Source organism: Pseudomonas sp. GWSMS-1, assembly GCF_049847425.1.
Classification (GTDB): Bacteria; Pseudomonadota; Gammaproteobacteria; order Pseudomonadales; family Pseudomonadaceae; genus Aquipseudomonas.
Genome location: NZ_JBMHHV010000005.1, coordinates 1,007,881 through 1,028,694, shown reverse-complemented (window position 1 = coordinate 1,028,694; position 20,814 = coordinate 1,007,881). Strand labels below are relative to the sequence as shown.

Genomic DNA, 20,814 nt, shown 5'->3' with positions numbered 1-20,814 from the left:
GCCGCGCAAAGTGTGTGGCCTTACTGCTCCCAGGGCCTACCGCGGGTTTTCCCGTCGATGTGCAGCTTCTGCTGCATGGCCGCCTTGGCCAGCATATGGGCGCTGACAGGCGCGGTGATAAACAGAAACAGGGCAATCAGTAGTTCATGCAGGCTGACGCCCTCGCCATGAAAGCTGAAGTAGATCAGCGAGGCGATCACCATACCGCCCACCCCCAAGGTAGTGGCCTTGGTCGGGCCGTGCAGGCGCATAAAGAAGTCCGGCAGCCGGTACAGACCAATCGCACCCACCAGGGCAAACACACTGCCAAGCAGGAGAAACAGCGCCACCAGCGCTTCGATCCAGAAAGCCATCAGATGCTCCTCATTCGATGATGTCGCCGCGTAGTAAATACTTGGCCACGGCCACCGTGCCAATAAAACCCATTACCGCAATCAGCAGCGCTGCTTCGAAATACAAATCGGATCCCAGCCACACGCCAAACAGCACGAGCATGGCAATCGCGTTGATATACAAGGTGTCCAGCGCCAGGATGCGATCAGGCAAGTCCGGGCCGATGATCAACCGCGCCATAGTCAGCACCAGCGCCAGGCCGATCAGCACTAGGCACAGCGGAATCACGTAGGCGAGCATGTGAACACCTCCAGCAAGGGAACTTCGTAACGCTGCTTGATTTCCGCCACCAGGGCTTCGGCGTCAGGCACATCCAAACCGTGCACCAGCAAGGTCTTGCGGTCATCACTGAGATCGGCGGAAACCGTGCCTGGAGTCAGGGAGATAATGCTGGTGAGCATGGTCAGGGCCAGCTCGTCTTCCAACAGCATGGGGATTTCCACGAACGCGGGGCGCAGCTTGGCGGGCGAGCCGAGGATCAGCTTGGCCACCTGCAGGTTGGCCATGACGATATCGCCGAGGATGCGCAGTAAAAACCAGCACAGCTTGACCGGTTTATAGACCCGTGGCGGGTTGATCCAGAACACCTGGGTCAGCATTGGAATGGCCCAGCCGAGCAACATACCGAGCAACCAGTGGCCCAGGCTCAGGTCATTCATCAGCAACAGCCAGACCATCAGCAGGCAGACGCTCAGCAGCGGATGGGGTAACCAGCGACGTGCTTTCATCGTGCAGCTCCCGATTCGATGATCTGTCGGTACAGCCCCAGGTCATGCAGCTGGCTGGCCGTGGCTTCGACATAGCTCAGCAAGGGTGCCGCACCCACAACCAGCAGGAAGCTGAGCAACAGCAAGCCCATGCAGGCCAGCAGCCGGCCATAGTCCAGCTCGGCGCTGTCCAGCTGGCTTAAGCCTACCCGCCAGAACAGCATGCTGCCGGCACGGCTCAGGGCTATTAAGGTCAGCAGGCCGCCGCCCAGCACAATCGGCCAGAGCAACAACGCCTGCATGCCAGGCTCCAGCGAGCGCAGCAGCAACAGTTTGCCGATAAATCCGGAGAGCGGCGGTAAGCCAGCCACCGCAATCGCGCCAAAAAAGAACAAGCCGCCAAGTATGTGAGGATTCTGCAGCGCCGGCCCCTGCACCAGCAGCCCCTGTTTTTCGCCGCGCTGGCGGGTAATCAGGTCCGCCAGGAGGAACAAACCGCCGGCTACCCAAGTGCTGTGCACCAAGTAAAACAGCGCGCCAGCCAAGGCTTGCTCAGTACCGATGGCAATACCGGCGAGCAAGGTGCCGACTGATACCACCACCAAATACGCCAGCAAGCCTTGCAGGCTGACCGCCGCCAACGCGCCGATCACGCCCAATGCCAGGGTCAGCAAAGCCAGTGGCCAAAGCCAGTCGTTGGCCATATTGGCCAGGCTGCCCGCCTCGTCACCAAAGATCAGCGTGTACACACGGATAATCGAGTACAGCCCCACCTTGGTCATCACCGCAAACAGCGCAGCGACCGGTGCAGTGGCCGAGGCATAGGCTTTGGGCAACCAGAAATACAAGGGTAAAAACGCGGCCTTAAGACCGAACACCACCAACAACAGCAAACCAGCCGCGCCGAGCAGCCCCGCATCATCTGGCCCGGCCGCCGCTACATGGATGGCCATATCGGCCATGTTCAGGGTACCTGTGATGCCATACAGCACACCCACAGCGAGCAGGAAGAACGCCGACCCCACCAGGTTGAGCACCACGTAATGCAAGCCCGCACGCACACGCTCGACGCCACCACCATGCAGCAGCAGCGAGTAGGAGGCGATCAGGAGGATTTCAAAGAACACGAACAGGTTGAACAGATCGCCCGTCAGAAAGGCGCCGTTGATGCCCATCAGCTGGAACTGGAACAACGCATGGAAGCTCTGCCCGCGCTCATCATCACCGCGTACCGCATACAGCAAGGCGAAGCTGCCGAGTACTGCGGTCACCACCAACAGCAAGGCGCTCAGGCGATCGAGCAGCAGGATGATGCCAAACGGGGCCGCCCAGTTACCGGCGGCATACACCTGCAGCACACCTTGATCGGCCAGCCAGAGCAGGTAAGCACTCAACGGCAACAGCGACAAGGTGGCCAGCAGCGACACGCAACGCTTAACCCGCTGGCTAAGGCCCGCGCCAAGCAGCAATAGGCTGCCGGCAAACATCGGCAACAGGATGGGCAGGATCAAGCCGTGGTTCATTGCGCAGGCTCCTGGCCGTCAACATGGTCGGTGCGGGTTTCGCCCACACTGCGCAGGGCCAACACCACCACGAATGCGGTCATGGCAAAGCCGATCACAATCGCGGTCAGCACCAGCGCTTGCGGCAGCGGATCAGCGTATTCAGCGCCCGCCCCGATCACTGTGACCACGCCAGTTTGTAGACGGCCCATGGCAAACAGGAACAGGTTGACCGCATAGGAAATCAGCGTCAGCCCCAGCACCACGGGAAAGGTCCGCGCGCGCAGCAGCAGGTACACACCACTGGCCGTCAGGATGCCCAGGGTCGCGGCAAATATGGCTTCCATTTCAAAGCACCTCTTGTGCAGCTTTTTCCTGGGTCAACTTGCCCAGGTTGGCGAGAATCAGCAGGGTCGCGCCGACAACCGTCAGGTACACGCCCAGGTCAAACAGCATGGCCGTGGCCAGCTCTATTTCACCGATCAGCGGGATCTGGAAATGGCCGAAGGCGGAGGTCAGGAATGGCCGGTCAAACAGCCAGCTGCCCAACCCGGTGAGGCCGGCGATCAACACGCCAAGACCCGCCATGCCTTGGTAGTTCAGCGGCATGCGCGATTGCGTCCACTGCACGCCACTGGCGACGTATTGCAGAATCAACGCCACCGCCGTAACCAAACCGGCGATAAAGCCACCACCCGGTAGGTTGTGGCCGCGCAGGAAGATAAACACTGAAACCAGCAATGCCATCGGCAGCAATACCCGCGACAGGGTGGCAAGCACCAAGGGATGACGATCACGCGCCCAATTGCGCCCCTGCGCATCTAATTGCGGCTGGAACAGGCGCAACCCGTCAAGCAAGGCGAAAATGCCCACCGCGGCAATCGCCAATACAGTCACCTCGCCCATGGTGTCGAAGCCACGGAAGTCGACCAGAATCACGTTGACCACGTTGGTGCCGCCACCGCCAGGCACGCTGTTCTCCAGGAAGAACGCGGAAATGCTGTCATACGGTCGCGTGAGCACGGCAAACACCAGTATCGCCACCATCACGCCCATACTGACGGCCAGGGTAAAGTCGCGCAGGCCACGCAAGCTGCTGGACTCCACACGGGTATGCGCCGGCAAAAAGAACAGCGCGAGCATCAACAGAACGATCGTGACCACTTCAACTGACAGCTGGGTCAGCGCCAGATCCGGCGCTGAATAGCGGGCGAAGGCCAGCGCCACCATCAACCCGACCACACTGAGCATCAACAGCGAGACCAGTCGCTGGCGGTGGAAGATCACCGTCACCAACGCGGCCAAGGCCATGATGCCCAGGCCCAGCGCAGTGATGCCATCAATCTCCGTCATGGCCAGCGGCCCACTGATCTGCGGTAGCGAACTCAGGCCCTGGGTCACCACAATCAACGCCGCCGCCAGTAACAGCGCCAGGTAACGCTGCAGCGAGGCGTTCTCCAGCCACTGCGTTATTGCAGTACAGGCCTTGATCATCAGCACGACGCCGCGCTCAAAGATCAACTTGGCATCCACGCTCGGCAACCCGGCATACCAGCGAAATAGCGGCTGGCGGAATACGTAGACCAGAATCCCGCCGAACAAGGCGATAAAGCTCATCAGCAACGGCAGGTTAAACCCATGCCAAATCGACAGGCTGTAAGTCGGTACATCGCCCGCCAGGGTTGCCGAGGCAGCCGCTGCGAGCAGTGGCGCGACGGTGTACGCCGGAACGATGCCCACCAGCAAGCAGAGGAACACCAGAATTTCCACCGGCACCTTCATATAGCGCGGCGGCTCATGCGGCGGGTAATGCGGCAGGTTGATCGGCTCGCCGTTGAAGAATACGTCGTGAATAAAACGCAGCGAATAGGCCACCGAGAACACCCCGGCCAGGGTGGCGGCTGCCGGAATCACCCAATTGAAGCTGCCCAGCAGGTGCTGATTGAGCGTTTCACTGAAGAACATTTCTTTGCTCAAGAAGCCATTGAGCAACGGCACGCCAGCCATCGCCGACGCCGCGACCATGGCTAGCACAGCCGTGTGCGGCATGTACTTCCACATGCCGTTGATACGCCGCATATCGCGGCTACCCGTTTCGTGATCGATGATCCCCGCCGCCATAAACAGCGAGGCTTTGAAGGTCGCGTGGTTAATGATGTGGAACACCGCCGCCACCGCCGCCAGCCGGGTATCCAGGCCGAACAGCAAGGTGATCAGGCCCAGGTGACTGATGGTCGAATAAGCCAACAGCCCCTTGAGGTCATGTTGAAACAGCGCCATTCCCGCACCGACCAGCAAGGTCACCAGGCCGGTGATGCTAACCAGGTAGAACCACCACTCCGAGCCTGCCAGCGCCGGGTAGAGGCGCGCCAGCAGAAACACCCCGGCCTTGACCATGGTCGCCGAGTGCAAATAGGCAGACACCGGCGTCGGTGCGGCCATTGCGTGCGGTAACCAGAAATGGAACGGAAACTGCGCCGATTTGGTAAACACCCCAGCAGCACCAGAATCAGAGCCAACGGATACAGTTCGTGGGCACGGATTGCGTAACCGGCAGCCAGTACCTGGGACAATTCAAAACTGCCGGCGATATGGCCAATCAGCAGAATCCCGGCAAACAATGCCAAACCGCCGCCACCGGTCACCGCCAAGGCCATGCGTGCGCCTTTACGCGCGTCCGAGCGCGCGCCCCAAAAGCCAATCAGCAGGAACGACGACAGGCTGGTCAGTTCCCAGAACATCAGCATCAGCAGCAGGTTTTCCGAGAGCACTACGCCCAGCATGGCGCCCATAAACAACAGGAGGAAGGCGAAGAAACGCCCCATCGGCTCCTTCTTGGACAGGTAGTAGCGCGCGTAGAGGATCACCAGCAGGCCGATGCCGAGAATCAACAGGGCAAATAGAAAACCAAGGCCATCGAGGCGCAGGCTGAGATTCAGGCCCAGTGCAGGCAACCACTCCAGCTTGACCTTGAGCAGCTCGCCGGAGAACACCGCGGACTGCTGCGAGAGCAGCAACACCAAGGCGGCTAACGGTGCCAATGCGGTGGCTGCGGCGCACGCTGAACGTCCCAGCCGCTCGGTCAGCAGAGGCAGAAACAAGCCGAGAAATGGCAAGGCGATGATCAGCGCAAGCGTCATAGATAAACCTCTTTATACGAACCCGGCACGTACATGTACCCGGCCGACTCCCTAACTGACTGACTGACGGTAAACCACAGGGTTTAGCCTGTGCCACACCCCACACGCATCTGAGGCGCCAGCGGCGGCGAATACCGATCAACAGAAAAACGTGCGCGATTATCCATAACTATCGGCCAGACGTCATGGATAGAATCATTACAAAACGCTCGCTCGCCAGGAACTTACCTGGGAAATCCGTCAAACACCGCTAAACGTCTGGCCTATCTAGAAAAAAGGCAATAAAAAGCCGGATCAGCCAACACTGATCCGGCCTCTGCAACATTCACTGGGTAACGCGGCTGGTGCCATTGACCGTCAAGATGCGTACGCGCTCACCGACCCGAAATACTTGATTCTCTTCGACCGCCTGCACGTAGGCGCGCATGCTGCCGTCATCTTCGCGCACGGTAATTTCAACGCCCTGGGTGCGTGTCAGACCTTCTTCGGTCACGGCGCCCAGCAAGCCACCGGCCACTGCGCCGATCACTGCAGCCACCACACTGCCACGGCCACCGCCAACGCTACTGCCTGCAACACCGCCAATGACCGCACCGGCACCGGCGCCGATTGGGGTTTTCGTGCCTTCGATTTTCACCGGCCGCAGCGCTTCAATGGTGCCCATGCGCACAGTCTGCACAGTACGCGCTTCTTCACGTGTGTAGGTATCGCCAGTGAGGCTGGAGGCGCAGCCACCCAGTAGGGCTAGCGCGGCAAAGGAGGCAGCCAACAGAAAGGGGTTACGCATGATCATTTCTCCAATTAGGCAGGCATTCATTAAAACGCCTGCGCGGTTCAACTGTCACCCGCCAATATGCGGAAAACATTATCAGCGCTGCATCGCCGGACCATAACGCGACATTGCGCCACCTGCGAGCCCACAACCAATTAGCCTAAGCTAAGACCTTGTTTGGGGGATTTATGGATTATTTTATCGTCGCCATTACCACCGTGGCAGGCCTGTACTTTCACTGGTGGCTGTATGTGCGGATCAAGCGCTGGATCGATCGCGACCTGGCGCTGTCATTGGCCGGTGACTCAGCCGCCAAACGCGACTATATGCTCTCGCGCCTGGCTGAGGCGCAGGCCGCCGGCATCAAACGCAATGATCTGCCAGCCTGGCTGGAGCACGCCGCCGCACAATACTCCGGCGACTAAAGCGCCCTCAGGGTGCTAGGCGCTCACGCAACCAGGCGCCGTCTTGCTGGCGGAAGTTAAGCCGATCATGCAGACGGCTGGAGCGGCCCTGCCAGAACTCGACGCGCTCCGGCAGCAGGCGGTAGCCGCCCCAATGCGGCGGGCAATGCGGCGCCCGGTCGAGAAAGCGCTGTTCCGTTTGCGCCAGCAAGCTTTCCAGTTCGGCGCGGTCGGCAATTACCTGGCTCTGTGGTGAGGCCCAGGCGCCCAGACGGCTGCCCAATGGACGCACCTGAAAATAGGCATCGCACTCCTCAGGCGTAACCCGCTCGACGCGTCCTTCGATACGCACCTGCCGCTCCAGGCTGGGCCAGAAAAAGGTCATGGCGGCAAATGGATTGGCCTGCAGGTGTTGGCCTTTGGCGCTGTCGTAGTTGCTGAAGAAGGTGAAACCGCGCGCATCCAACCCCTTGAGCAGCAGCACACGGCAGTGCGGCCGGCCTTGTGCGTCAACAGTCGCCAGGGTCATCGCATTGGGTTCAACCGGCAGCTGTTCGGTCTTTACCGCGTCGGCAAACCATTGCTCGAACAGTGCAAACGGCTCAAGCGGTGCTTGCGCTTCACTTAAACCGTCACGGGTGTAATCACGGCGCATGTCAGCCAGCGTTTGAGTCATCGGCAAATCCCCTTGGGCAAATAGGCTTAGCTTACCCGCGAGCGCTCAATCTGGCTTGATCTGCAGCAACAAGCCGCTGCAGCAGGGTTTTATTGGCTGCGCGCGGGTTTATCGGCCTTGGCAACCACTTTGGCGTTCTTGTCTTTAATGGACTTGGTTGCAACTACTGCCGTGGCAGGCAAAGGCTGGCTGTATTTGGCAATCAGCGCATTGAGGGTGGCTTTCGAGGTCAGCATAATTTCCACCCGACGGTTCAGTGCACGGCCTTGTTGGCTATCGTTGGCCGCACGCGGCATATCCGAGCCCAGGCCTTTGACCATCAAGCGGCTTTGCTTAAGGCCACTGAGGCGGAAAATCGAGGTAAATGCGCGGGCGCGTTGCTGGCTCAAGTCACGGTTGGCATTCGCTTCACCGCTGCTGTCGGCGTGGCCAAGAATCAACACGCCGATGGTTTCATCACGCTCAAGCAATTTGGCCATGCGGCTTAGCGGCCCCAGGGTGCTCGGTAGCATCATGTGCGGGCGATCCGGGTTGAATGAGCCCTGCACCGGAGCGGTGACCACCAGCAGATTTTCACGGCGTTCGAACTCAAAGTGAGTGCCTTTGATCGCTTCACGCACCTTCGGCTCATACACATCCAACCACGCCTGAGTCACTGCCGGTGGCGGCATGGCAACCACTTTCGGCGCGGACGTTGCAGATTTATCAAACATACTGCAACCGCTGATCAGCACACAAAGGGCGACGGCGAGAGTTTTATTGGTGAGCATCGGGCATCCACACGTGATAAACAAAAGAAGCGCGCCGGGACCTGCTCAAGGAGCTGACCCCTGCTGATTGCGCAGCAGTTTAGCTGAGCTGGCTACAAACAATCAGCCAACAAACGCGCAAGTTTCTGCGCACGGGGGTCCATCAAGACGAACGGTCCTAGATTGTTGGTAACAAAGCCGAACGCTACATCCCTTTCCGGGTCAGCAAAGCCAATCGAACCGCCGGCTCCTGGGTGACCAAAGGCGCGCGGCCCCATGCCGTAGGTGGCGTTGGCAACTTCAGGCTGGTCGAGCATGCAGCCCAGTCCAAAGCGGGTCCGCGTCAGCAGGGTCTTGTCCTCGCCCACCGCGTGCTCGCGGGTCAACTCATCCAGCAGTTCGCTTTCCAGCAAGCGCCCATCCAACAGGCCACTGTAGAAACCAGCCAGGCTGCGGGCATTGCCGTGGCCGTTGGCTGCAGGCTGCTGCATGCGCCGCCATTCTGGCTTGTTGGTACTGGTCATGATCGACGGCGGGTTGGTGAAGGCCCGCGTACTCATGGCCGCAGGCTCGCTCATCATGGTTTTGAGCAGGCGCTGGGCTGCCGCGTCGCCGAAGTTGCCCTTGCCGCGGGAGATGATCGCCACCCGGTCGAACTCCTCGTCCGCCAGGCCGACGTGGAAGTCCAGCCCCAAAGGCGTAGCCGTGCGCGCGACGATGGATTCGCCCGGCCCGCGCCCCTCGACCCGGCGCAACACCTCACCGACCAGCCAGCCATAGGTGATCGGCGCATAACCATGGCCCTCACCCAGTGCCCACCAGGGTTGCTCGGCGGCCAGCGCCGTGGTCATCGCCTGCCAGTCATACAGCGCTTCGGCGGGCAGCATCTGGCGCAAGGCCGGCAACCCAGCCTGATGGCTGAGCAAATGGCGCAGGGTGATTTTATCTTTGCCGGCTGCGGCAAACTCAGGCCAATAACGCGCGACTGGCGCATCCAGCTCAAGCTTGCCCTCAGCGACCAACTGCAAGGCCGTCACGGCAGTAAAAGTCTTGGTACAGGAGAACAGGTTAAGAATGGTGTCGCTGTGCCAGGTCTGCTGGCCATCCTTGTCGGCAACCCCGGCCCACAGGTCCACCACAGTTTCACCGCCGACCTGCACACAGAGCGCCATGCCACGCTCCTGCGGGTCATCGAACAACGCCGCGAAAGCATCTCTCAATGCCTCGAACTTAAGGTCGAAAAAGCCCTGTATCTGCACCACCCTACTCCTCTATCACTGCGCGCCAAATGGTCGGCGATTGTTTCAGCTCTGCCGTTTACGGTGAACCCTGCTCAAGCCGGGCATCGGCACTATCCGTTTTGCGAATAGCCCTTCAAGGGGTTTTCGTCACAGGCTCAGGCACAGGCTGGAGCACGCTTTTTGCGACAGCCAAATTGGCCTTGCGTACGGCTTTGACGAAACCAGCCCAAGGCCGATCAGTGATCGCCACCAACCCTAAATGGCCGTTCTCGCCATCTAACAGGCGCCCGGTAACCGGCTGATCGAGGTACTGGAACCAATGCACGCCGACAACCTGTGGCTCCTCCAGGGCTTTGCTCAGGAAGTGCGCATAAGCCGGGCCGCGCTCCGCTTCGTTGTACACCTCGGCAACGCCCCCCAGAACGGCCCACGATCGCGCGAGCCGAAGTGGAACTCGGTGATCATCAGTGGCTTGTCCAGCTGGCGCAGCGCGGCGAAGTCATAGCCTTGCTGCGGCTCACGGGTATAGAAGTTGAAGCTCAGCACATCACAGAAACGCGCACAGGCGCCTACCGCTTCGGGGATGCTGCTGGCAAAACGCCCACCTAACAGCAGGTGATTTGGCGCATGCCAGTCGAGCGAGTCGGCAATGGTTTTAAAGTAGGTTTCGGCGAACAGGCGCAAAAATGCCTGCATGTCCTTTTCGATGGCGGGGAATTCGGCACTTGGCAGCGGTGCCTGAAACCCTGGGTCTTCCATTAGCTCCCAAGCCTGCAGCTCAATCCCCCAGGCGCGAGACAGGCCATTCTGGTTGCGGTATTTATCGCGCAGCTGTTTAAGGAAAGCGCGCTTGGCCGGCACATCGGTGGTCAAACGCAGCGTGGCGTACGCCAGAGCATAACGACCATTGGGGTCACTCGCAGGGCCAGCCCAAGCCAATTCGTTATCGGCGAAATAGCCGAGCAGCCAGGGATTGTCGCGGTGATCACGCGAGGCAATCGCCACAGCGCGCTCGGTGGCCATGGCAAAGCGCGGGTCGAACGGGTCCGGCATCGCGCCCCACCAATCAACGCCGGTGCTGATGGTGGCGTAGTCGCCACGAATCGACAGCGGAATGCTGAACGGCATACGTGAGTCGCCGCCGAACGCCGGCTCACTCCAGTTACCCAGAGTGTTGAAGCCCCAGGCCTGCAGGCGGTCCTGGCTCAGCGCGCGCCAGGCTGCAGGGTCGACCTGGCCATAACTGCGCTGCAGGTTAGCTTTGTAGAAATCGAACCAACGCCCGCTGGCAAATGCTCGACCCTGGTTGGCGCCGGTGTCACTGCGGCTATCCGACGTGCCGAAATAAGCCGTCAGAGCATTAGCCTCTTGCGGCAGATCGGTAAACATCGCCTCACGCCCCTCGACATAGGTCGCGCTCTGCTCGGCCGTCACGGCGTTGACGCCCAGTGAGTAGAACGGATGCCCCTCAGGCGAAACGAGAAACCAGCGCCCGTCGCGCTTCTCGGTACGGAAGAAACCACTGGCCTCAAACGGTTTTCCGCCCGTCCAGCCACCGAATTTATCCTGCGCCGGGCGCTCAGCCAGCCAGCCCTGCAACTGCGTCTGCTCCTCGGCAACCGCTTGCTGCAACTGCGCATCGCGCTTGATCTTGCCTGGCCAGTTGGCCCGCGTGAACTGCCCGTAACTGTCGACAATCTCGGCATAAGCGGCGCTCGTGAGCTGTTCGCTACTGACGCCAAACTGACTGATCAAAATATCTTGCGCCGCCTTGGGTTGCGGTACGGACAGGGTGAGTGCGCTGACCTTGGTCAGGTCGAGGGCGCCACTGACCGTGTCCGCCAGCAGCAGTCGCTGGCCTTTGTGCATCCAGGGCATCGGCACACCGGCACGCATGCCTTGATCACGGGGAGAAACCGCTTGCAGGGGAATCAACAGGGTTTGCGCAGGGCCGGCCGGCAAGGCGATACGGGTGCTCAACCGCTGGCCATCCGCACTCTCGATCAGCACATCGAGGGTCAGCGCCCAATCCATGGCGTTTTGCACACGCAGGCTAACCAGCGCTTGCTGCGACCAATCCCAGCTACCGTTCTGCGGGGTAAGCCTTACGCTCGGCTGCTCGGCGGGCTGGAAGGTTATCCGGCGCAGCACCTCACCTTGCGGGGTTGGCTCGCCAATACGGTTGGGTAAATCGGCATCCTGTGTCACGACCTTCACAGCATCCAGTGGCCGGACGAAGTTGAACAACTCCTGCGGTTCGATCGCCATAGCGGCGCCGCAATAAGCCAGCAGCGCGGATAGCCAAACACCTGTCTGCAGCCTGCGTTTACCCTTCACCCACCACACTCCCCATTGTTTCGGCCGCCCCAGACAACACTGCCTGGGGCAAAATCCAGGCCTCGGTGACGACCAAGGCCTTGTTCACGCGTCACTTAGAACCTATTTGGCGCGGCGAGTTGCCTTGCACCGACCGATGGGCGCTAACTAATTTCCCGACGAAACGGCGGCAAGGCATTGAGAATCGACTTGCCGTAACGCTGAGTGACAACGCGCCGATCCAGCAGGGTAATAGTTCCGCGGTCCGCTTCGGTGCGCAGCAGGCGGCCACAGGCCTGCACCAGGCGCAGCGAGGCATCCGGTACGGCGATTTCCATAAAGGGGTTGCCGCCGCGCGCCTCAATCCACTCGGCCAGAGCCGCTTCTACTGGGTCGTCCGGCACGGCAAAGGGGATTTTGGCAATCACCACATGCTCGCAATAGGCACCCGGCAGATCGACACCCTCGGCGAAGCTCGCCAGGCCAAACAGTACGCTTTCCTCACCGCTATCGACCCGCGCCTTGTGCTTATTCAGGGTTTCCTGTTTGGACAGATTGCCCTGAATAAAAACCCGTTTGCGCCAGTCGCGCTCCAGCCCTTCGAAAACGTCCTGCATTTGCTTGCGCGAGGAAAACAGCACCAGCGTGCCGCGTGAGCCCTCAACCAAGCCGGGCAAGTCACGAATAATCGCGGCCGTATGCGCCACCGCATCACGTGGATCGGCATTCAGATTAGGCACCCGCAACACACCGGCATCAGCATGATGGAAAGGGCTAGGCACCACAGCGATCACCGCCCCTTTCGGCAAGCCGGCCCGCATGCGGTAGCGATCAAACGTACCCAAGGCAGTCAGCGTCGCTGAGGTTACCAGTGCGCCATAGGCGACATTCCACAGGTTACGCCGCAGGGTTTCGGCCGCCAGGATCGGGCTGGCGTTGACTTCAATATCGAACAGCGCGCCGCTGTCAGCCAGCGTTAACCAACGCGCCATCGGCGGGCTCGCCTCCGGGTCTTCGGCGGTAAAGGCCAGCCACAGCTCCCAACTGCCCTGAGCACGCGCCAGCAGGCTGCCGAACAGCGGGTACCACTCTTCGGCCTGATGGCTGGCAATGCCGACAGTGGACTCGCCGTCCATAGCTTCCTTGAGTTTCTCGGCCACCCCGGTAAACAGCTCGGTCAGCTTGGAGAAACCCTTTTTCAGCTCTACGCCCAACTCAATCAAGTGCGGCGGTACCAGGCCACCCACAAAGCGATGGCGCGGCCGCTCGCGGCCCTGCATGTCTTCACCCGGCTTGAAGTCAGCCACTTGCTCGCAGGCGGCGAACATAAACTGCTGGTGGGTTTTGATTTCTCGCGCCAGCTCCGGCACCTGCTCAATCAAACGCCCCAAATCACCCGGCAGCGGATGCTGAGCGAGCAACTTGGTGAGGTTCTTGGCGGTCTGCTCCAGCCAATCTGCAGTCGAACGCAGACGGGTGAAATGGGCGAAATGACCAATCGCCTTGTCTGGCAGGTGATGCCCTTCGTCAAACACATAGAGGGTGTCACGCGGGTCAGGCAACACCGCACCGCCGCCCAGGGCCAGGTCAGCTAAAACCATGTCATGGTTGGTGACGATGACATCGACCTTGCCCATGCCCTCGCGCGCTTTGTAAAAAGCACACTGTTGGAAGTTGGGGCAATGGCGGCTGGTGCACTGGCTGTGATCGGTGGTCAGTTGCGACCAGCGGGCATCTTCCAACTCTTCCGGCCAGCTGTCGCGGTCGCCGTCCCACTTGTTACCGGCAAGTTTTTCGATCATTGCGGTAAACAGCTTTTGACTCTGTTCATCCACGTCGATTTTGAAGCCTTCTTCCTCGAACAGCTGCGCGGTGGCGCTTTGCGCCTGGCCTTCCTGCAGCAGCATATCCAGCTTGGACAGGCACAGATAACGGCCGCGACCCTTGGCCAGGGCGAAGCTGAAGTTCAGACCACTGTTGCGCATCAGGTCCGGCAGATCTTTGTGCACGATCTGCTCTTGCAGCGCCACGGTGGCGGTGGCAATCACTAAGCGCTTTCCCGCCGCCTTGGCCGTAGGAATCGCCGCCATGCTGTAGGCCACGGTTTTACCCGTACCTGTGCCGGCCTCAACCGCAACAACAGCGGGCTCACCGACACGCCGACCCTCTTCATCAACTTCAATGGCCCCCAGCACCTTGGCGATTTCGGCAATCATCAGGCGCTGGCCATAGCGCGGCTTGAGCGACTTGGCTTCGAGAAAACGGGAATAGGCGCCCTGGATCTGGGACTTGAGTTCGGTACTGAGCATGAGGTCTTGGTGCAAAAAGGCTGGATAAATTTTCAGTGTTTGAAATCGGCGGCTATCATAGCGCGCTAATTGATCCCGCGCTGAACCGCTTAGAACCTGTTTACGCGCTTCGCCGCTGACACGGCCGGCCCGACACGCAACAGCGCACAAATAAGCGTTTAACCAACAGGAGTACTCCATGACCCCTTATGCCTTCGTCTACAGCCTGCACCTGCTCGCCGCCCTGGTCTGGGTGGGCGGCATGTTCTTCGCGTGGATGATCTTGCGCCCGGCAGCCGTCGCCGCACTGGAAGCCCCATCGCGCCTTAAACTCTGGCTAGAAGTCTTCCCACGATTTTTCTACTGGGTCTGGGCTGCCGTAATTGTTTTGCCGATTACCGGCGTCGGCATGCTGCACCTGCGTTTTAGCGGCTTCGATAGCGCGCCACGCTATGTGCACGTGATGATGGGGCTGTATATCGCCATGCTGGCACTGTTCCTGCGCATTCAGGCGCTGCAACTGCCCGAGTTGCGCCGCGCCGTAACGGCAGAAGACTGGCCGACTGGCGGCGCGGTGCTGGGGCGCATTCGCCGCCTGGTCGGCATCAATCTGCTACTGGGACTGCTGGTCATCGCAATCGCCGGCGCGCGCCCCTCGTTCTAACGCAGCGCGACCAACCGCTGCCTTCAAGCAGCGGTTAGACGATTAGAACCGCACAACATTCACTGCACCTGCTGGGCCTGACTCACCCGCGCGCCCCGCCTGCCCAGGCTTGCCATCGCGAGCGCCGTCGGTACTGTACAGCCAGCAACCTTTACTCAGGCCGCCTTGACCGCCCGCCCCTGGCACGCCCGGCTGACCACCACTGCCGCCATCCACCCGAACCTGCAGTTGCTCAACCGGGAAACCCTGCGGTACTTCCAAACGCACGTGTGCGCCGGCAGCACCCGGCTGGCCATCACCGCCATCCAAACCATCATGGCCGCGACTGGCCTCACCCCATGTGCAGCCGCCCTGCTCGCCGTCTGCACCGGCAAGACCGGCATAACCAGGCGCACCCGCACCGCCACGGGCGTCCAAGATCAAGCTCTCCAGACTCACGACCTGTAACCGCACATTCAGGTCACGCCCCGGCAATGCGGGTTTTTCGGCGCTGCCCTGGGCGCCACGCGCACTGATCTGCGCACCATTGGCAATCTCAGCTGCCGCCACGTCAAGACGCAACGCGTGCTCACTCGGGGCAATCGCCAGGCGCGCTTCACGCCCCAAACGCATCTGCGCCACGCGGATTTCGGTCAAACCAGCAGGGATCAACAACGTGCCATGGTCTGCAATGTCCAAACGATCCAGCAGCAACACGCTGGTATTGCTTGGCAGACGCATAAACGCGTGGGAGTCGACTTCAATCACGGCCTGCGCGAGGGCAAGGGGACTGAAAAATATGGCGAGGGCGAGCAATCTACGCATTTTCGGCCTCCAACTGCAGTGCTTCTTGCGGCTCTGCGTCAGCGGCGGCTTGCTCAGCGGGCAGCCCAAGCAGCTGAAAAATCCCGAACAGCATGACCTGCACACGCTGCTGAGCCGGCTTAGGGCAAGCGCTAAGGCGCGCGTTAAAAAACCACAGTTCAAGTGCGTGAATCAGCACAATAAAAGCGCCTACGCCATTTAACAGCAGCGCAAAAGGCTGTGCGAAAGGTTGCAGCAGATTCGCCAGTACAACACCCCAAAACAGTGCCGTTAGGCACTTGCCCAAAACCAGAAATATTTTCATACCCGCCCCCAGCAATTTGTTATTTCGCTGCACCTTATCTGCTTTAGGGGGTGTGCGGCCAGAAGACCCGTAAAAACCATAAAGCAGGAGCAGACTCACAACTTTTACGGGGTTGAAACGTGCCACTTACTAAAAGGCCGCTGCGAACTGACGCTAGGTTCGCAACGGCCTGCCAGCACATCACATTCGTTACGGTTGCGCTTCGACCTCCGCTTCAACGCGCCGATTGATTGCCCGCCCCGACTCGCTGTCATTATCAGCGACCGGTCGCGACTCGCCATAGCCAACCGATGAAACCCGGCTACTGGAGATACCGTGCTGATTAACCAACACATCCCGCACCGCATTGGCACGGCGCTCGGACAAGCCTTGGTTATACGCATCGCTGCCTACCGCGTCGGTATGCCCTTCAACGGTTGTGGTGGTTTGCGGGTACTGTTTCATAAAGTCAGCGAGACTCTTGATATCCGCCTGACTGTTTTCTTTAACGTCTGATTTGTTGAAATCGAACTTCACATCCAGCTCTACCCGGACCGCCTCCATAACCTCAATGGGCTCTGGTTCGACCGGCGTACTGGCGTATTCCTTGATAGGGCAGCCGTTGGGATGCACGGGTGTATTGGGTGGGGTTCCTGGGCAACGATCACGGCGATCAAACACACCGTCACCGTCTTCATCACCATCTTGGGCGTAGCAAATCAGCGTGCCAATGACCGCACCGGCCACGGCACCACCTGCTGCCCATGTAGAACTTTCAATTGCGCCCAGACCAGCACCGGTAAGGCCGCCTAATACACTGCACAGGGGCCAGTTCCCTTGGTTGAGCGACGCATCTCCCGTACTGGAAGTTGTGACACAACCTGAAAGAACACTGCTGACCAAGAGAACGGGGGCGACCCCCATTATGGATCTAACTCTCATGGTACGAATCTCCTGTATTGCCGGCTATTGCCGGTAACTTAGGAGTAAAGACCTACCCTGGGAGCTGTACAAGCCAGCCCCGAGGGGGCTGGCTTGTTTTCTTCAGAAAGCCTGGAGTCAGGCGATCAAGGACGTGCTTCTACTTCAGCTTCTACGCGGCGATTGACGGCGCGACCTTCAGCACTGGCGTTGTCGGCAACCGGACGTGTTTCGCCATAGCCGACCGCATTAACACGCTCACCGCCTACACCGTACTGGTTAACCAGCACATCTCGCACTGCATTGGCGCGGCGCTCGGACAGGGTCTGGTTGTAAGCATCGCTGCCTACGGAGTCGGTATGGCCTTCAACCACGGTGGTGGTTTGCGGGTATTGAGTCAGGAAGTCAGCTAGATTTTGATATCGCCATAACTTTCTGGTTTGACCTGAGCCTTATCGAAGTCGAACTTCACATCCAACTCAACACGCACAGGCTCGGCCATAACCTCCTCAACCACAACAACCTCTTCAACCACTACAACCTGCTCTTCGCTGGCGCCATGCACCCAGCAATAAGCAGCGGCCATGCCAGCACCCAATACGGCGCCGCCACCGGCCCATGACGAGCTTTCAATAGCGCCCAGAGCAGCACCACCCACACCGCCGACCGCGGCACAGGTTGGCCAATCCGTTTTCTGCAGGCCGGCACAACCGGTTAATAAGGTACTCGCGACAATAAGGGGTAATACTTTCCTGGTGATGCTCATATTTAAGACTCCTATTGGTAAATCGGTAAAAACCGATACTGACAAAGTAAAGACGCCAGTCAGAAAATACGCCAGAGAATATACAAACACATTAGTAGCGCGATCCGCACTAGGCCGCCCTGCAGCTGCACGTTAGTCTTTGTGCACTGAGTGAGGAATTATCATGCCTGCAACACTATCATCCCGCACACCCCAACACGCCCTTGCGGCCTTGCTGGCGCGCTACACGCCAGAACGTCTGCTTGTGGTCGGAAGCCGCGAATTACCTGCGATTGATGCATTTATTCAAGCCCACCCGGACTGCCATATTGTCCACGCAGATCCAGGCGTACTGTCCGCCGAAGCCGCCGCACAACGCTTCGATCTGGCACTGGTCGTCGATTGCCTTGAGCACCTGCCCAAACGCGCAGGGCTGGAATTACTGGGCGGTATTCGTAACCTGAATGCTAGCCGAATGGCCGTGCTAGTCGACCTCAACGCCTGTGACTGGCATGAGACCGACTTTTTTGCCTTGGCTCTGCAGGCCAGTGAATGCTTCCAGCGCGATGAGCAAATACTCAATCTATTCACATACGACCTACTCGACTACAAGCAGGTGCCTGACTGGCTGAATGCCAAGTTCTGGGCCAACCCGGAAAACTTTGGCAAGTACTGGTGGTAAGCCCGTGAACAGCACAATCTGCCCGTGCGGCAGCGGGCAATTACTGACACGCTGCTGCGGCCGCTATCACGCAGGCACTCCAGCACCTAGCGCCGAAGCCTTGATGCGCTCACGCTACAGCGCCTACGCCCTGGGGCTGATCGATTACCTGGTGCGCAGCACGCTGCCGGCCCAACAAGCCAACCTCGATCAACACGCCATACAAGCCTGGAGCCAAGGCAGTACCTGGCTTGGGCTTGAAGTGGAGCAGGCCCAGCTGATCGATGGCGAACCTCAGCACGCCTATGTGACCTTTACCGCACACTGGCGCGACGAAAGTGGCGAGCACAGCCACCGCGAACGCTCAGCGTTCGTGCGCCATAACGGCAACTGGTATTTCATTGACCCTACGGTCGAAACCAAACTCGGGCGCAATGACCCGTGCCCTTGTGCGAGCGGGCTGAAGTTCAAGAAGTGCTGCGCAAGCTATTTTTGATACCGCTCAAGCCAATCACTCGCACAAGGCGCATCGAGCGACGCTGGCTAGTCCTGTAATTTCAGGTGAGAAATATCAGGCGCGGGGCCGGGCGGGGCTTTTTTCGCTTCGCCCATATCACTGCCAGGCGGCGCCAGGCTGAACTGCGACAAATCCAGCACTGGAGCCGCTGCCTGCGGCTTTTCATCCTGCACATCATCGCCAAGCGGTGCGATGCCAAAATCGGGGGCATCCACCTCGGCAAATGCGGCCATGTATTCATCTCGCGGCGCCACCTGCAAACGCCCCGCAGGTGAGCTGGCAAAGGTGGGGGCTGGCGCAGCTACCGGAGTGGCGGCCGCTGAGGCCGATACCTCAGCTGGCGGCGCGGTGAGCACAATCTCTTCAATCTCATCGTCGATACAAACGACGTCGACCACTGCCCCTGCGCGCTCCAGAGTCGAGCGATATTTTTCAGCGCCGGCTGCATCCAAGTTGCTTTTAATCACGATACGGCGCCCGGAAAACAGCAATTCGAGGCGCTGCTCATCGGCCTGAAACAGCTTGGCCACGTTGGCTTTTACCAACGCGAGCTGAGCCCCCGAAACCAATTGCGCACTGAAGGCAATTTCGTAGCGAGCCATGGTCATACTCCTGTCCTATTCGTTGCTCAGTATGGCGCAGGTTTTTTTACCGTCACAACAGGTGGCAGCCAAGCACTTGCTTGTTACACTGATGCGTCATTCGGAGTATGCAATGTTTTCTCAGGCGCAAACGATAAGAATTCTCAGCCTATTGCTTTTTTTTGGCCTCCTTTCCGGCCTAGGCGGTTGTTCCTCTTGGTCATCAGGGGACTTTAAAGACCCCGAGGTCAGCTTGGTCAAAGTCGATGTGGTCAAAGCCAGACTGCTGGAGCAGCACTTCACGCTGCGCTTTCGCATCGACAACCCCAACAGCTTCAGCCTGCCGGTGCGCGGGCTGGACTACGTGGTGCACCTGAATCAGGTGAAACTGGCTGAGGGCGAGTCGAACGCATCCTTCACCGTCCCCGCTCACGGCCACTACAGTTTCAACGTGCCCGTGCGCACCAACCTCTGGCGACACCTGCGGCAAATCGTCAAGGCCTTGGAAAAACCCGACAGACCCATCCCCTATCGATTGCAGGGTGCGGTCAAAACTGGCTGGTTATTCGGACGGAGCGTGCACATGTCGCGCAATGGCGAGATAATTCCCGGCAATTACATCCAGGAGTAACTCGCATGACTCAGCAAGAACACGTTCACGGCCCTGACTGCAACCACGACCATGATCACTCCCATAGCCACGATCACGGTCACGTCCATGGGCCAGACTGCAATCATGGCCATCAGGAGCCTGTGCGCAACGCGCTGAAAGACGTTGGCCGCAACGACCCTTGCCCATGCGGCAGCCAGAAAAAATTCAAGAAATGCCACGGCGCATAACCCCGCGATGAACAACCTCACTCTGCTCGCATTGATCACCAGCGCAGCGCTGATTACTGCGCTGGCACTCTACGCCCTGTATCTGTGGCGTAGAGTTTGGGCCAAGGAAAAAACGCAAACCGCGGCACTTAATGCGCAGCGTGAGCGCATTGGTGGTGATCTGCAGATTCTTGCCAGCAGCCTGCTCGACGGTCAGCTCCCGCTGATCGAGGGTGCGATTCGAATCAAGGTGCTGCTGGATAACTACGACAGCACCCTGAGTCAGAATCCGCGCTGTGAGGTTTTTCACCAGCTGTTCGTGGCAACCGCCCAGGTGCCTACCCACGCCGAGTGGAAAGCCTTGGAGAAAAGCGTTCGGCGCCAGCATGAGCAGCACTTCAGTGAACTGGAGCTGCAGCACAAGGCAGCTGCCCGCGCTGCCGCACGCTGGCTACTCGATGAAGCCTTGCCGGCAGGCCGCAAACACGCCTGATTTCACCCGCCACGCGCCTTGTCAGGCGCGTGGCCCCTGGCTAACGTAGTACGTCCGCTGCTGCGCGCCCACGCACTTGCCGGAAGGCGCACACTCACCCGATCGTTTTCCATCCGCAAGGAGCCAGCTGCATGCTAG

Annotated in this window: 21 protein-coding genes and 3 pseudogenes; 7 read left to right on the top strand and 17 right to left on the bottom strand. The window is 59.5% G+C overall.

The genetic code is table 11. The features are described 5' to 3' along the window. Positions 1 to 20: 20 nt before the first annotated feature. The 7 genes and pseudogenes from ACEPAJ_RS08285 to ACEPAJ_RS08255 form a co-directional block, all read right to left on the bottom strand. A complete protein-coding gene (locus tag ACEPAJ_RS08285) occupies positions 21 to 353 on the bottom strand; it encodes a Na+/H+ antiporter subunit G (protein ID WP_425914468.1) in 333 nt (110 codons plus the stop codon). 10 nt (positions 354 to 363) lie between these two features. After that, positions 364 to 633, bottom strand: a complete 270-nt coding sequence (locus ACEPAJ_RS08280) for a K+/H+ antiporter subunit F (RefSeq protein WP_274087989.1) — start codon at positions 631 to 633, stop codon at positions 364 to 366. Then, a complete protein-coding gene (locus ACEPAJ_RS08275) occupies positions 618 to 1,121 on the bottom strand; it encodes a Na+/H+ antiporter subunit E (protein WP_425914467.1) in 504 nt (167 codons plus the stop codon). The genes ACEPAJ_RS08280 and ACEPAJ_RS08275 overlap by 16 nt, the downstream gene beginning before the upstream one ends. Continuing rightward, positions 1,118 to 2,623 (bottom strand): monovalent cation/H+ antiporter subunit D, encoded by a 1,506-nt coding sequence (locus ACEPAJ_RS08270; protein WP_425914466.1) that lies wholly within the window; start codon positions 2,621 to 2,623, stop codon positions 1,118 to 1,120. The genes ACEPAJ_RS08275 and ACEPAJ_RS08270 overlap by 4 nt, the downstream gene beginning before the upstream one ends. Beyond that, on the bottom strand, positions 2,620 to 2,949 hold the full coding sequence (locus ACEPAJ_RS08265) for a Na+/H+ antiporter subunit C (RefSeq protein WP_425914465.1): 330 nt from the start codon (positions 2,947 to 2,949) through the stop codon (positions 2,620 to 2,622). Before ACEPAJ_RS08265 ends, ACEPAJ_RS08270 begins: the two co-directional genes overlap by 4 nt. Position 2,950: 1 nt before the next feature. Then, positions 2,951 to 5,742, bottom strand: a pseudogene (locus ACEPAJ_RS08260) (monovalent cation/H+ antiporter subunit A). 325 nt (positions 5,743 to 6,067) lie between these two features. Beyond that, positions 6,068 to 6,529 (bottom strand): glycine zipper 2TM domain-containing protein, encoded by a 462-nt coding sequence (locus tag ACEPAJ_RS08255; RefSeq protein ID WP_425914464.1) that lies wholly within the window; start codon positions 6,527 to 6,529, stop codon positions 6,068 to 6,070. 173 nt (positions 6,530 to 6,702) lie between these two features. On the opposite strand from ACEPAJ_RS08255, the gene ACEPAJ_RS08250 reads away from it, so the two are divergent. After that, positions 6,703 to 6,939: a hypothetical protein gene (locus ACEPAJ_RS08250; protein WP_425914463.1), complete on the top strand. Its 237-nt coding sequence runs from the start codon at positions 6,703 to 6,705 to the stop codon at positions 6,937 to 6,939. A 7-nt stretch (positions 6,940 to 6,946) separates the two neighbouring features. On the opposite strand, the gene pdxH is transcribed toward ACEPAJ_RS08250, so the two are convergent. The 5 genes and pseudogenes from pdxH to dinG all read right to left on the bottom strand — a co-directional run bounded on the left by pdxH (position 6,947) and on the right by dinG (position 14,209). Then, a complete protein-coding gene (gene pdxH / locus ACEPAJ_RS08245; protein WP_274087982.1) occupies positions 6,947 to 7,594 on the bottom strand; it encodes a pyridoxamine 5'-phosphate oxidase in 648 nt (215 codons plus the stop codon). An 89-nt stretch (positions 7,595 to 7,683) separates the two neighbouring features. Beyond that, the gene (locus ACEPAJ_RS08240) at positions 7,684 to 8,364 is read right to left on the bottom strand and encodes an OmpA family protein (RefSeq protein ID WP_274087981.1); all 681 of its coding nucleotides are present in this window, start codon (positions 8,362 to 8,364) and stop codon (positions 7,684 to 7,686) included. Positions 8,365 to 8,456: 92 nt separating this feature from the next. Continuing rightward, positions 8,457 to 9,602, bottom strand: a complete 1,146-nt coding sequence (locus ACEPAJ_RS08235) for a serine hydrolase domain-containing protein (RefSeq protein ID WP_425914462.1) — start codon at positions 9,600 to 9,602, stop codon at positions 8,457 to 8,459. Positions 9,603 to 9,717: 115 nt separating this feature from the next. Beyond that, a pseudogene (locus ACEPAJ_RS08230) lies at positions 9,718 to 11,852 on the bottom strand (beta-agarase). Between the two features lie 212 nt (positions 11,853 to 12,064). Further along, a complete protein-coding gene (dinG, locus tag ACEPAJ_RS08225; RefSeq protein WP_425914461.1) occupies positions 12,065 to 14,209 on the bottom strand; it encodes an ATP-dependent DNA helicase DinG in 2,145 nt (714 codons plus the stop codon). Positions 14,210 to 14,387: 178 nt separating this feature from the next. On the opposite strand from dinG, the gene ACEPAJ_RS08220 reads away from it, so the two are divergent. After that, positions 14,388 to 14,852, top strand: coding sequence for a CopD family protein (locus ACEPAJ_RS08220; RefSeq protein WP_322947619.1), 465 nt, complete (start codon positions 14,388 to 14,390; stop codon positions 14,850 to 14,852). Positions 14,853 to 14,894: 42 nt separating this feature from the next. Here ACEPAJ_RS08220 and ACEPAJ_RS08215 read toward each other — a convergent pair whose 3' ends face one another. The 4 genes and pseudogenes from ACEPAJ_RS08215 to ACEPAJ_RS08200 all read right to left on the bottom strand — a co-directional run. Continuing rightward, positions 14,895 to 15,656, bottom strand: coding sequence for a collagen-like protein (locus ACEPAJ_RS08215; RefSeq protein ID WP_425914460.1), 762 nt, complete (start codon positions 15,654 to 15,656; stop codon positions 14,895 to 14,897). Beyond that, positions 15,649 to 16,086, bottom strand: a complete 438-nt coding sequence (locus ACEPAJ_RS08210; RefSeq protein WP_425914459.1) for a DUF1145 domain-containing protein — start codon at positions 16,084 to 16,086, stop codon at positions 15,649 to 15,651. Before ACEPAJ_RS08210 ends, ACEPAJ_RS08215 begins: the two co-directional genes overlap by 8 nt. Positions 16,087 to 16,149: 63 nt before the next feature. Then, positions 16,150 to 16,881, bottom strand: coding sequence for an OmpA family protein (locus tag ACEPAJ_RS08205; protein ID WP_425914458.1), 732 nt, complete (start codon positions 16,879 to 16,881; stop codon positions 16,150 to 16,152). A gap of 125 nt (positions 16,882 to 17,006) precedes the next feature. After that, positions 17,007 to 17,362, bottom strand: a pseudogene (locus ACEPAJ_RS08200) (OmpA family protein); the annotation flags it as partial. A 427-nt stretch (positions 17,363 to 17,789) separates the two neighbouring features. On the opposite strand from ACEPAJ_RS08200, the gene ACEPAJ_RS08195 reads away from it, so the two are divergent. Both ACEPAJ_RS08195 and ACEPAJ_RS08190 read left to right on the top strand, forming a co-directional pair. Further along, entirely contained in the window at positions 17,790 to 18,287 is a 498-nt protein-coding gene (locus ACEPAJ_RS08195) for a DUF6231 family protein (RefSeq protein WP_425914457.1), read from the top strand. A 4-nt stretch (positions 18,288 to 18,291) separates the two neighbouring features. Then, the gene (locus tag ACEPAJ_RS08190; RefSeq protein WP_425914456.1) at positions 18,292 to 18,762 is read left to right on the top strand and encodes a YchJ family protein; all 471 of its coding nucleotides are present in this window, start codon (positions 18,292 to 18,294) and stop codon (positions 18,760 to 18,762) included. Between the two features lie 47 nt (positions 18,763 to 18,809). Here the strand turns inward: ACEPAJ_RS08190 and ACEPAJ_RS08185 are convergent, their stop codons facing one another. Then, positions 18,810 to 19,385: a hypothetical protein gene (locus ACEPAJ_RS08185; protein ID WP_425914455.1), complete on the bottom strand. Its 576-nt coding sequence runs from the start codon at positions 19,383 to 19,385 to the stop codon at positions 18,810 to 18,812. Positions 19,386 to 19,497: 112 nt separating this feature from the next. On the opposite strand from ACEPAJ_RS08185, the gene ACEPAJ_RS08180 reads away from it, so the two are divergent. From ACEPAJ_RS08180 to ACEPAJ_RS08170, 3 genes are read left to right on the top strand one after another with little or no spacing between them, the layout of a single operon-like run. After that, the gene (locus ACEPAJ_RS08180) at positions 19,498 to 19,995 is read left to right on the top strand and encodes an LEA type 2 family protein (RefSeq protein ID WP_425917974.1); all 498 of its coding nucleotides are present in this window, start codon (positions 19,498 to 19,500) and stop codon (positions 19,993 to 19,995) included. A 5-nt stretch (positions 19,996 to 20,000) separates the two neighbouring features. Then, positions 20,001 to 20,204 carry an SEC-C metal-binding domain-containing protein gene (locus tag ACEPAJ_RS08175; RefSeq protein WP_425914454.1) on the top strand — a complete coding sequence of 68 codons (204 nt, stop codon included), beginning with the start codon at positions 20,001 to 20,003 and terminating at the stop codon, positions 20,202 to 20,204. 7 nt (positions 20,205 to 20,211) lie between these two features. Beyond that, positions 20,212 to 20,676: a DUF2489 domain-containing protein gene (locus ACEPAJ_RS08170; protein ID WP_425914453.1), complete on the top strand. Its 465-nt coding sequence runs from the start codon at positions 20,212 to 20,214 to the stop codon at positions 20,674 to 20,676. Positions 20,677 to 20,814: the final 138 nt, after the last annotated feature.